Raw genomic sequence first — 12,349 nt, 5'->3', positions numbered from 1 at the left:
AGCTACAGGTAGATACTGCTAAATGTTTCTTAATTGTTGTTATAGAAAACCTTTTAAATCCAATTATAGCTAAGGATTTTTGACTTTTAAAATAAGGTGTGCAACCAGAATTTTTGAGAGGTTTGTTTCAAACTAAATAAACCTTTTAACCAGGAACCGAATTATGAAACCCAGGAGAAGCAGACTGATGCCTGAAAGCATCACTTTTGCATCGAGGGATAAAGCTATAAGAAGGCAGCCTAACAGTCCCAGGACAGGAACTACTAATCCAAATCTGCGTTCATTTTTTGGCTGGACATAGGCGGCAATATTCGTAATACTATAATATAACAATATTGTAAAAGCGGCAGAGGCGAGGATGAATTCAAATGTCCCGAAGAGGCATAGAGCCACTATGATAAGCCCGGTGAAAAGAATTCCAAGATGGGGAACCTGATATTTGGAATGCACTCGCTCCAGCATAGGGAAGAGATCCTGCCTGCGTCCCATGGCAAGCATCATCCTGCTTATTCCAAGGATCTGGCTTAGCAGGACCCCTAACATGGCTGTTGAAGCCCCCAGTGTTATTACTGCGGAAATTCCGGGTGTCCTCATGGAGCTTGCAACCAGTTGGAGAGGAGATTTATTAAAAGCCATAGCCTCTGCGCCAACTACCCCAACAGCTACCAGGGATACTAACACATATAAAATGATAGCACTGGCGATGGTAATTATAACCGCCCTGGGAATAGTTATTTCCGGTTCTTTTACCTCTTCGGCCAGAGTGGCAATACGGGCATAGCCTGTGAATGCAAAAAATAATAAAGCTGTGGCTTCAGCAATACCAGACAGCCCGAAAGGAGCAAAAGGGATGAAATTATTTTCATCAATTTCAGGTAATCCACTTACGGCAAAATAAATAAGGGCCAGGATAGTTAATCCTACGATAAACAAATTAAGATAGCCGGTTTTTTTTATTCCGAAGAAATTTGCGAGAGTTAGCATAAACACAGCTGCAATTGAAAGTGCCAGGGGAGATCCGTAGGGTAAAAGCAGGTAAAAATAACTTCCGAAGCCAATTGCCACTACACTGCCTGCAGCGAGTTTACTCATTAAGAACATCCAGCCGGCAGCAAATCCCATATAGGGATTTAGTAGCCTGTAGCCATATTCATAAGTTCCTCCAGATTGAGGATAAACTGCTGCCAGTTGTGCAGAGCTGAGGGCATTGAATGTTGCCACAGTCCCGGCCAATAGCAAACTTATTAAAAAGGCCGGTCCTGCAATTCCCGCAGCTACTCCCGTAACTACAAATATACCGGCACCAATAATGGCTCCCAGACCTACACCTACTGCATCTTTTAAGGAAAGGACCCTTAGGAGATTTCCTGGTTTATCCATTTTTATATTATTAAATGCCGTAAGACTAATGTATACGAGCCAGAATTATTTGGACCACCAAACTATAAAAAATCGCTCAAATATTCCCGATTTATCATTCATCCATATTAAGGGTGATTTTTTTGCTTCGAGTGATCTTTGAACCTGTGGCATTATTTCCTGAAAAGAATGCCATGTATCATTTTTTGAAGGATCAATGGGCCAGTCCTGCTTTAGCGGAATAAAGAATTTGCAATCCCCGTAATCTTCTTTTGTGAAATCACTTTTATGTATCCATGTTCCAGACAGACACTCGGGATTGATGCAGGGAACGTCTCTTTGTTGTAAATCTTTGGGAAGGAATAAATGGGCAAGAAATGAAACCTGTTGTTTTACAGCCTTGCCGGCTATGTCCAGGGCTGCAGTCGCTCTTAAAGTTTCTTCCCTATAAAGCAACGGTAATTGTTTTTGTTCCAGTTTATTCAGCTTCTTAAGCAAGGTATCTTTTCGATTTGGTCCTATCCATTTTTCCAGTTCCCCATTTATATTCGGGTCATATATATAGAACTTATATACTACCTCCAGATGTATTACTTCTTCCTTTCCCGTTTTTTGCAGAAGAAAATCCAATTCGCCAAGGGTTATTTTATCACTAAAGATCTGCATTCCCTGTGCTATGATAGAATAGGGTTTAGATTTTTGAAGGACTAGACTGTAAAAGCTTTCAATGCGTTTTCCCAGGACAAAATTTGACTCCAGAGAAGGTATTTCCTCCTTAAGATTTGAAGGCCTATTAAATTCTACAGGGGGAAGAGTAAATTGGTCTAAGTTAAAGACTTCATTTTCTAACCAAAGCGGAGGGGTAGAAAGAAACCCCAGGAATTGAAACCATTCTCTATTTTCCATCTTTACGAAGATAAGGATAGGTGGCAGGTGTCGCAAATCCTTTAATTGACAAACTTAATAGCAAAAAAAATCCGGGCATTTTGCCCGGACTTTGTTTTTAAAAGTTTACCTGTGCCTGCAGCCTTAGTAGGCTACCTTCCTGCAAATTATCCTGTAGCAGGAAATCTTCATACCTTCTTGAAGAGAAAGTATACATAGCTACCAGTTCAAAGGCTTTAACAGGTCTCCATTCAATTCCTACTTCCAATTCACTTACTTCATAGCTACGGGCATCACGTTCAAATTTCTTACCTCCGTCATAATAGTGGTAACGGGTAAAAGGGTAGAATAGCTGGTTTCCTATAACTGTTTTATATGTAAGTGTGGCGTATCCACCATGAAGTGGAGTTTCTTCAATTGCACCTGTTTCCTTATTGAACTCGGGGCCGCGTCCAAAATTGTATTCTGCCTGGATCCCGAATGGTTGTGGATAAAGTACAAAGGTTGCTGCCACTCTTTGATCGAGATAATTAAGGTCTGGGTCCACCATAACCCCGGGACTTAAATTACCAGCCGGCATTTGATATTGTCCTGTATAACCCTGTATCCCCGGCTCAATTATTTGTCGGCCAATTTGAAAGGGGTAGGAGAGGCGGGCAACCACATGTAGATCATTATTTAATTCTGGGGCATTTCCGGTTTGGCCGTTGAAGACACCAAACCCAAAAACACCGTAATCACCAGATCCTTTTAGACCTTCCCGGGTCAACATAGAAAAGCGTTTTCGTATTTTCTCTGGCGCCCAATAGAAGAATACACCCAGTTCCCGCTCATTTCTAATAGAACTGTTAAGAGCATCATTACGATCAAGAGGGATCCTGTTTTGACTGGATTGCATGTTCTCAAATCCAAATGGAACCTTGCTTTGTCCTATTCTGAATCGATACTCACGTTTCTTATCCAGGCTTACATCGAAATATGCATCCCTTAATTGCCCGTAATGTATACCTCCTGCGGCAGAACTGGCAAAATCTGGTTGAATATAGAAATATACATAATCACCAATATTTCCCGAAAACTTTAGACGTACCCTTCTAAGAGAAAATCCGTTTCCTTCACCCCAGCTTCCGTCACATTGGGCGCAACCCAATTGGGGGTTGGTTTCAAAAAGCCTGTTATAACGTGCCTGCACATATCCTCCCAGATTGATGTTTTCAAACCATTTGGTGGTGGATTTTTGATAGGGTAAAGTATCATTTTGCGACCAGGTCGTAGTTGAAAATAAAAGTACTACCAGCAGTAGAATTAACCTTTTAAACATAATTTTTTAAAGTTTAAGATATTTTGTTCCTTAAAATTCGGTGCAAATAAATACAATATGAACTTAGGAAACATTAACTTAAAACAAGCATATCCTTTTCTTAACTATTTAGAAACATATAAAAATAGGAGTTTAATCTTTATCATTCTGCTTATCAGTACTTAAGAGATAGCCGAAAGGTTTTAAAGGTTTCACGTGACGTAAGATCACATTTAAAATCCCTAATACTGGAATTGCCAGGATCATACCCATAACCCCCCATATCATATTTCCTGCGATAATAGCAAGAATAACCAAAAAAGGGTGGAGGTTTACCTTATCTCCTACCACATAAGGCTCAAGAATATAGCTTTCTATAAACTGCACCAATGTGAAGGTGATAATTATGCCTATTAAAACTGTAGTTTCCCCGGTGGTAAGAAAACCAAACACAAGGGCAAGCATAAATCCTATAATGTTACCTATAAATGGTATAAGAGAGAGAAATGCTGCAATGAAAGAAATAAGTATAAAATTATCCACGCCAGAGAATCCCAACCCCACACTGTATAAGACGGAAAGAAAAACAATTAAAAAAGCTTTCCCTACGAGGTATTGCTGTACTATGGTAGCTGTGCGATGAATAATCTTCCTTGCATTTTGTTGCTGCTCTTTGGAGACAAGTCTTAAAAAGAAATTTTTAAATCTATTCCTGTAGTTTATAAGAAAGAAGATATAAATAAATGTGAGAAGATAGTTACTTATAAAATCCACAACTTTTTTCATAAAGGAAAAAGCACGCTCCCCACTGCTACCACTGGAAGCCAATGTGGAGAGATTATTCTGTTCCTTATATTCCTCAAAATCTTCTTTAGATAAATTCGTGTGTTCGTAAATATATTCTTCAGCCTGTTCAATTTTTGGCTGCATTTGTTCCTTTATTTCTTCCCAGTCATCTACAAAATTCTTAACCTGGAAGGAGAGAACTGCAAAAATACCCAGAGAGATAAGGAATAGAATAAATGTGCAAATTAGAGAGGCAAATGCCCTGTTGATTTTAGTTTTTTCAATTTTTTTTGCCAGCGGGATCATAAGCAGGGCCAGGACAATGGCCATTACAAGTGGGGCAAGAAAACCCTGGGCCTTAATTAAACTTAGAATTAAAAAATAAGAACCTACAATAAATAAGGTGGCTGTAAGTAAAATACTTTTTCCTCTGGATAGTTCCATTAAACTGGGATTTTCTTTAATTATTTGAAGGTAAATAATTTTAGTTCTCTCTTGTGGGGTTTTAAGAAAGTTTAACCACCCTGCTCCACCTTTTATTATTAAAAAAGCAATAAACCCCTTCCTTTCTTTAAGAAAAGTATAGGAATTATTTAACTGTGAGAAATTCTGAATATCCCCTTTATTTAAGATTTTTGGGATAGAACAAATAGAACCTGGAAATTATGGATAAAGGAGAAAGAAATGACAAGGAAACAAACAAAAAACTTGATGACCTGGAAAAGGAAAAAAAGGATGGCACAGGAGAATTTTTAACTACTTCTACCGGTGTGAAGGTCAATGATACCCAAAACCAGTTAACCGCCGGAGACAGGGGGCCTACCTTAATGGAGGATTTCATCTTTCGGGAAAAAATGCAACATTTTGATCACGAAAGGATTCCGGAAAGAGTAGTACATCCAAGAGGATCTGGAGCCCACGGTTATTTTCAGGTTTATGAGTCCATGAAAGAATATACAAAAGCGGGTTTCCTGCAGGATCCATCTAAAAAAACACCTGTCTTTGTGAGATTCTCTACCGTAGTAGGATTTAGAGGTTCTACAGACCTTGCAAGGGATGTTAGGGGATTCGCAACGAAATTCTATACTGAAGAAGGAAACTATGACCTGGTAGGCAATAATATGCCTGTCTTTTTTATTCAGGATGCAATGAAATTTCCAGATCTTGTACATGCTATTAAACCAGAGCCCGATAGTCAAACCCCGCAGGCTTCTGCAGCTCACGATACCTTCTGGGATTTTGCGTCATTAATGCCAGAGTCCATGCATATGCTTATGTGGGTAACATCAGACAGGGCAATACCAAGAAGCTTAAGAATGATGGAAGGCTTTGGAGTTCATACCTTTAGATTTATCAACGAAGAAGGAAAAGCTACATTCGTAAAATTTCACTGGAAACCTTTACTCGGTGCCCATGGGGTGCTTTGGGATGAAGCTCAGAAAATAGGAGGTAAAAACCCCGATTTTCACAGGATGGACCTTTGGAATGCCATTGAAGATGGAAATTATCCTGAATGGGAACTGGGTGTACAACTAGTGCCGGAAGAAGACGAACATAAATTTGATTTTGACCTTTTAGATCCTACCAAGATCATCCCAGAGGAGCTTGTACCGGTTAAGCGGATTGGAAAGATGACCCTTAATCGCAATCCAGATAATTTCTTTGCAGAGACCGAGCAGGTAGCATTTCACCCAGGACACGTGGTGCCGGGGATTGACTTTACGAATGACCCCTTGTTACAAGGAAGGTTATTCTCGTATCTGGATACTCAATTGATAAGGCTGGGTGGGCCCAATTTTAATGAGATCCCCATCAACCGGCCAATTGCTCCTATGCATAATAATCAACGGGATGGTTTTATGAGGCAACAAATAAATAAAGGTACCCATTATCATCCTAATTCAATTGGAGGTGGTTGTCCTTTCCAGGCAAAGATGAGTGAAGGCGGATTTGTACATCATGCAGAGAAAGTTGAAGGCAATAAGATTAGGACCCGTAGTAAAAGTTTCCTGGATTTCTTTAGCCAGGCAACCCTTTTCTATAATAGCCAGACAGATGTTGAGAAGAAGCATATAATTGATGCCTTTGGATTTGAATTAGGTAAGGTTAAAAGAATCGAAATAAGGGAGAGAATGGTAGGCCTGCTTACACAGGTGGACCAGGGACTAGCCCGGGGTGTTGCAAAAAAACTGGGAATGGACCCGGTGCCGCAACCAGAGAAACCTATGAATAAAGGTGTACCAGCAGATGCCGGCCCGGAGGAATTTGAACCTATACACGTGGAGCAATCCATTAAATCATCAAATGCTTTAAGTATGCTTAAGAATCTGGTGGAATTTATTGCCAGTAGAAAAGTGGCTTTATTGTGTGGAGATGGAGTAGATTCCTCCTCTCTGGATAACATTAAAAAGGCGCTTGAGGAGAAAGGTGCAACGGTGAAAATAGTAGCCCCGCATTCAGGAAAACTAAGGACATCCTCGGGGGAAATGATGATAGACGAGAGCTTTATCACCACCAGTTCTGTATTATTTGATGCTGTATTTGTTCCCGGTGGCGAGGAAAGTATTAAAGCCCTCAAAGAGGATGGAGAAGCAATCCATTTCCTTGATGAAGCTTTTAAGCATTGTAAAGCTATAGGAAGCGACGGCGGGAAAGGTCTTCTGGAAGAAACTCACTTTTGGAAAAAACTTACAGCCAATGAAATGATGGAGAAAGGGATCGTTCTTGATAAAGATCCTTCAGAATTTATTACTGCAGTTGGAAAACACCGTTTCTGGAACAGGGAAAGAGCCGATTCAATCCCGGCCTGATCATATTTTATTTTAATTGTTGTTAAAAGAGATACCCGCCGTAGCATATTTTCGGCGGGTATTTTAATTCTTATCTTTTTTGCCAAATAATCTTTTGAAGAAGCCTTTCTTTTCTTTCTTTTCTTCCTTTTGAGGCTTATCGGGATTCGTAAATAACCTTTTGAAGAAACCATCCCTTTTCTCAGGTTCACAATCTAATGAACTAACTACTGTTGCTGAAGGTGCGGTGAACCGAGAGGAGGTGATCTCCTTATATTCTTCCTGTGAATTCAATTCCTGCAGGAATAAGGCAAATATTGGTAAGGCTGAATTTGCTCCCTGTCCAATGGAGGTGCTTCTAAAACCGATACGATGATCATCTGCTCCCACCCAGGTGACGGTGACCAGGTTGGGTAAAAGTCCTACAAACCAGCCATCTTTATTGGATTGAGTGGTTCCCGTCTTCCCGGCTATATCATTCTTTAATCCATAAATAGTCCTTAATCGTACTGCAGTACCTTCATTTACTGTAGATTTCATCATCTCCAGCATAACCTGCCTGTTGGTATTTGAAAATGCAGGGGCAGAATTATTTTGCGGTTCAAATTCTGCAAGAAGGTTTCCCCTTCCATCTTCTATCCTGGTAATGTAGTAGGGGGTGCTGGGTTTTCCGCTATTAAGATAGGTGGTATAAGCTTTAGCAACTTCCCGTAGACTTAACTCTGCTGTGCCAAGGGCAATAGAAGGTACTGCAGGTAGCTCTGTAGTTATACCCATCTTGCGGGCTTGTTTGAGCACATTGCTAATACCGGTTTGCATAAGGACTTTTACGGCAATAGTATTAATAGACCTGCTTAATGCGGTTTGTAAATTATAATTTATATAGGGGTCTTCCTCAGGCTGTCCAGAATTTCCCGGGGTCCATCCCCCTTTGTAGGTTACCTCATTTAAGGAAAAATATGTGCACGGCTCCATCCCGCTTTCAAGAGCTGCGGTATAAACAATAGGTTTAAAAGTGGAACCCACCTGTCTCTTACTTTGGGACACATGGTCATATTTAAAGTGCTCAAAATCGATACCTCCAACCCAGGTCTTTACAGCACCTGTTGTTGGTTCTACTGCTAAAAAACCTGCATTAAGGAATTTCAAATAATGTGCAATACTGTCCAGGGTAGTTCCTTTTATAACCAGGTCTTCCCCATAATTAAACAGTTCTATTTCCCTTTCCTCCCTGTCCAGTCTTTCAAGGATCTCTCTGTCTTCCAGGCCTTCCTTTTGCAGGCGCTTATAGTGCTCTGTTTTTTTAACAGCTTCCAGTAGAAGATTTTCATTTTTCCAGGGCCCGCTGTTGCCATAGGATCTTTCGTGGGCTTCCTGTAGTTTTGACATATGAGTGCGCATAGCCTCTTCAGCTATTTCCTGCATTTGATGGTCCAGCGTGGTATGAACGATCAATCCATCCTTATAAATGTTGTATTTATCTCCGTTTTTATTTGGCAGGGTATCAAGAATGGCCACCAGGTCCTTTCTTAATTGTTCCCTGAAATAGGGAGCAAGCCCCTGGTCATGACTGTACCCCTGATAGGTCAATTGCAACTCCTTTAACTTGGCCTCTTCAGCTCTTTGGGGGGTGAGGTATCCATATTTTTCCATTTGAACAAGCACCACATCCCGTCTTAGCCTGCTTCTTTCAGGAAAAATTCGCGGATTGAAATAATGAGAAGCCTTAAGCATTCCTACCAAAACAGCGGCTTCCTCCAGCTCCAGTTCACTGGCATGTTTATCAAAAAATTTGACAGCTGCTGCCTCAATTCCAAAAGTATTATCACTAAAAGGTACAGTGTTAAGATAAAGGGTTAGGATTTCCTTTTTGGAGTAAATATCCTCAAGGCGTTTAGCTATAATCGCCTCCTGTACTTTATTGACTACAATCCCAAGAGGGCCAAAATCTTTTCTTCCATAAAGGTTTTTTGCCAGTTGCAGGCTTATGGTACTTCCTCCACCCGAGGAGCGATCCTGTAAAAGAAGGGTTTTAAAAAAGACTCTTAAGAGACTCCTGTTGTCTATGCCGTCATGTTCATAGAAACGAACATCCTCTGTTGCAATAAGTGCATCTATAAGATGCTGTGGGAGTTGGTCATAGGTAATAGGTTGCCTGTCAAAAATGTAATATTTACCTATGAGTTCGCCGGTTGAACTTAAGACCTGTGTGGCTTCATTTTGTTTGAGTTCTTTTAATTGAGAGGAGTTGGGGATCTTTCCAAAAAGCCCAAAATAAATACTTAGATAGAACAAAAGGAAAATACTCAGGACACCAAGAAAAATTCCTGCAACCCATTTTAACCTGGGGGATTCTTTAATTCGTTTAAGCATAATGAAGGTTATACCGCACAAATAAACGAATACTTGGAAAGAAATATTGGGGCGTTATATATTTTTTATGAAATGATAGTTGGTTATTAGGGGAAAAAATATAGCCGGTCGCTTACTGGCTACCGGCTATGGTTCTAGGGAGAGTTTCATATCTCGAGAATTTTTAGGGTTATTATTCTCTTCTAACATCGGCTGTAGCCGATAATTTCTGGGTTAACCTATATCGCAAATTTTAAATTAGCTTTCCTGCGGCTTAACCAGCTGTTTCTGTTCGTTTCTCGTATATTAAGGAAGTGCTTTCGGGAAATTATACCCCCCTCCTTAATTCCATTGTAATTGCCAATAATTCCTTCAAGAGTTTTCATAATATTTATTTTAAGGATTGATGTTAAGAGGAATAGCGTCTTTTGCTGTTCCATTTACTTTGGCCTGTTTCTTTCTCCTGGTTCCAAAATGCCCTGCGGTTGTTTGCTGAAGTTTTCATGATGACGATTTTTTTTAAGTTATTAATTAGAAGGAGTAGCGCCTTTTGCTGTTCCATTTACTTTGGCCGGTTTCTTTCTCCTGGTTCCAAAATGTCCTGCGGTTGTTTGCTGAAGTTTTCATGATGACGATTTTTTTTAAGTTATTAATTAGAAGGAGTAGCGCCTTTTGCTGTTCCATTTACTTTGGCCGGTTTCTTTCTCCTGGTTCCAAAATGTCCTGCGGTTGTTTGCTGAAGTTTTCATGATGTTGATATTTAATATTTTATTAATTAGAAGGAGTAGCGTCTTTTGCTGTTCCATTTACTTTGGCTGGTTTCTTTCTCCTGGTTCCAAAATGTCCTGCGGATGTTTGCTGAAGTTTTCATGATGATGATTTTTTACAAGTGAATAGTTAGAAGGAGTAGCGTCTTTTGCTGTTCCATTTACTTTGGCCGGTTTCTTTTTCCTGGTTCCAAAATGTTCTGCGGTTGTTTGCTGAAGTTTTCATTTTTAATTGTTTAAGGTTAAATAATACTTATATCTAAGAGACTGATGAACTATTCCTTTGTTACAGTACTATGTATAAAATAGTAGTATATTAACTTATAATTAACATATCCGGCTGGATCCAGCCAAAAAATAACACCCAATTGGATATTGTAACAAAGACGACAGGTCTTGAAAATAGTTAAATATGACTTAAAGTATAGCTTATAAACAGCGGGGGATTTTATTTTACAATGGAAAGCTGTAATATAGTAGAACATTGGCATGAATACCATGAAAGGGATGACTCGAATAGCTTTGGGAATTGTTATAGCTGTACTTCTGGTAGCGGCTTTTATCTATTTCTCTTTTAAATCCCGTCCATCTACTTATATACATCCTGCAGCAGAGGAAGTAGAGATCTCTCAAAAATGGGAATTGCCGGGGGAACTTGAAGAGGTGTCTGGTATAGCCTGGATAGGGGAAAACCAAATCGCTGCCGTACAGGATGAGGAAGGAATTATTTTTATTTATGACCTTATATCCTCGAAAATAATACGGGAGATCCCTTTTGGAGAAAGAGGTGATTACGAGGGGATAACCCTGGTAGATTCCACCGCTTACGTTTTAAGAAGCGATGGGGTTCTATTTGAAGTAAAGGATTTTCTTGAACCAAATCCTCAAACTAAAATCCATAAAACGGGATTAAAGCGAAATCTGGATGCAGAAGGTTTATGCTATGATCCCCGCGGCAACAGGTTGCTCATTGCCATTAAGGATCATACTGGAAAAGATTTTAAACCTGTTTATGCTTTCAGTCTTTCCGGTAATAATCTTGAAGAGGAACCTGCCTTGAAAATCAATTTTGATGATCCTGTTTTCGCCATATTAGATCAAAGGCGTAATCATAAAGTTTTGAGGCCTTCAGAAATTAATATTCATCCTGTTACCGGGGAGTATTATATCCTGGAAGGGGTAATTCCAAAATTATTGATACTGGATCCTCAGGGCAATTCGAAAAGGCTTTTGGTACTGGACAGGGAACAATTCCCCCAGGCAGAAGGTTTAACATTTAGCCCTAACGGGGACCTATATATATCAAACGAAAGTAATAATCAAAAACCAAATATTTTAAAAGTAGTATTGGAATAGAATTGTATGGAAGAAAAAATTGAATCGGCCTCAGTAAAAAAAAGTAAAGCTCCGTTATATATATCATTAACTATACTTGTCCTTATCCTGGCATCTTATTTCTTTATCCCGCAGGTAAAGGACTTTATAGATGAAGCCTGGGCTGCATTGAGCAGTGGGGATGAGCAAAGGATTGAGCAGTGGGTGTCACAATTTGGGTATATTGGACCATTGGTGATCATCCTTGCTATGATCCTGCAAATGTTCCTTCTTATTATTCCCACAATAGCATTAATGGTTGTTTCCATATTGGCTTATGGACCTTTATGGGGCAGCCTTATAGTTTTTGCGGCGGTATATTGTGCATCTACAGTGGGTTATCTTATAGGTGCCTACCTTGGGCCTGTCATTGTAGAAAAATTAATTGGTGCAAAAACTGAAAAAAAAATTGGGCAGTTCATTGAGGATTATGGCTTTTGGGCCATTATCATCACCCGCCTTAATCCTTTACTTTCAAACGATGCCATTAGTTTTGTTGCCGGCCTGTTACGCATGGGTTACTGGAGGTTCATTGGAGCAACCCTGGTGGGCATCGCGCCATTAACGATATTCATTGCAATAATGGGTCGAAGCAACGATACTTTAATACAAGGCCTGGTATGGGGTTCTGTGGTAAGTTTGATCTTATTTATTGGTTATGTTTGGTGGGATAAAAAAGCCAGGAAACAAAAAAGACAGGCTTAATGCCTGTCCCTCTATTTGCTTTTTTAGATAGA

Annotated in this window: 9 protein-coding genes; 3 read left to right on the top strand and 6 right to left on the bottom strand. The window is 39.8% G+C overall.

The window, feature by feature from the left end; translation table 11 throughout:
• Nucleotides 1-132: 132 nt before the first annotated feature.
• The 4 genes from FHG64_RS01705 to FHG64_RS01690 form a co-directional block, all read right to left on the bottom strand.
• The gene (locus tag FHG64_RS01705) at nucleotides 133-1,380 is read right to left on the bottom strand and encodes an APC family permease (RefSeq protein ID WP_139064790.1); all 1,248 of its coding nucleotides are present in this window, start codon (nucleotides 1,378-1,380) and stop codon (nucleotides 133-135) included.
• A 45-nt stretch (nucleotides 1,381-1,425) separates the two neighbouring features.
• Entirely contained in the window at nucleotides 1,426-2,265 is an 840-nt protein-coding gene (locus FHG64_RS01700) for a DUF1853 family protein (protein ID WP_139064789.1), read from the bottom strand.
• Between the two features lie 97 nt (nucleotides 2,266-2,362).
• Nucleotides 2,363-3,565, bottom strand: a complete 1,203-nt coding sequence (locus FHG64_RS01695) for a porin (protein ID WP_139064788.1) — start codon at nucleotides 3,563-3,565, stop codon at nucleotides 2,363-2,365.
• A gap of 132 nt (nucleotides 3,566-3,697) precedes the next feature.
• Complete coding sequence (locus FHG64_RS01690) at nucleotides 3,698-4,774, bottom strand: AI-2E family transporter (RefSeq protein WP_139064787.1); 1,077 nt, start codon at nucleotides 4,772-4,774, stop codon at nucleotides 3,698-3,700.
• 221 nt (nucleotides 4,775-4,995) lie between these two features.
• Between FHG64_RS01690 and FHG64_RS01685 the strand changes: the two genes are divergently transcribed.
• The gene (locus FHG64_RS01685) at nucleotides 4,996-7,140 is read left to right on the top strand and encodes a catalase (RefSeq protein WP_139064786.1); all 2,145 of its coding nucleotides are present in this window, start codon (nucleotides 4,996-4,998) and stop codon (nucleotides 7,138-7,140) included.
• 63 nt (nucleotides 7,141-7,203) lie between these two features.
• Here FHG64_RS01685 and FHG64_RS01680 read toward each other — a convergent pair whose 3' ends face one another.
• Complete coding sequence (locus FHG64_RS01680; RefSeq protein WP_139064785.1) at nucleotides 7,204-9,492, bottom strand: penicillin-binding protein 1A; 2,289 nt, start codon at nucleotides 9,490-9,492, stop codon at nucleotides 7,204-7,206.
• 218 nt (nucleotides 9,493-9,710) lie between these two features.
• Nucleotides 9,711-9,857 (bottom strand): hypothetical protein, encoded by a 147-nt coding sequence (locus tag FHG64_RS19075; protein ID WP_168191297.1) that lies wholly within the window; start codon nucleotides 9,855-9,857, stop codon nucleotides 9,711-9,713.
• Between the two features lie 870 nt (nucleotides 9,858-10,727).
• Here FHG64_RS19075 and FHG64_RS01675 point away from each other — a divergent pair.
• Both FHG64_RS01675 and FHG64_RS01670 read left to right on the top strand, forming a co-directional pair.
• A complete protein-coding gene (locus FHG64_RS01675; protein ID WP_246054241.1) occupies nucleotides 10,728-11,594 on the top strand; it encodes an SdiA-regulated domain-containing protein in 867 nt (288 codons plus the stop codon).
• A gap of 6 nt (nucleotides 11,595-11,600) precedes the next feature.
• Complete coding sequence (locus tag FHG64_RS01670; protein ID WP_139064784.1) at nucleotides 11,601-12,317, top strand: TVP38/TMEM64 family protein; 717 nt, start codon at nucleotides 11,601-11,603, stop codon at nucleotides 12,315-12,317.
• The last annotated feature ends 32 nt before the right edge of the window (nucleotides 12,318-12,349 follow it).

Source organism: Antarcticibacterium flavum (genome assembly GCF_006159205.1).
Taxonomy (GTDB): domain Bacteria; phylum Bacteroidota; class Bacteroidia; order Flavobacteriales; family Flavobacteriaceae; genus Gillisia; species Gillisia flava.
This window is presented reverse-complemented; position numbering and strand designations above follow the sequence as displayed.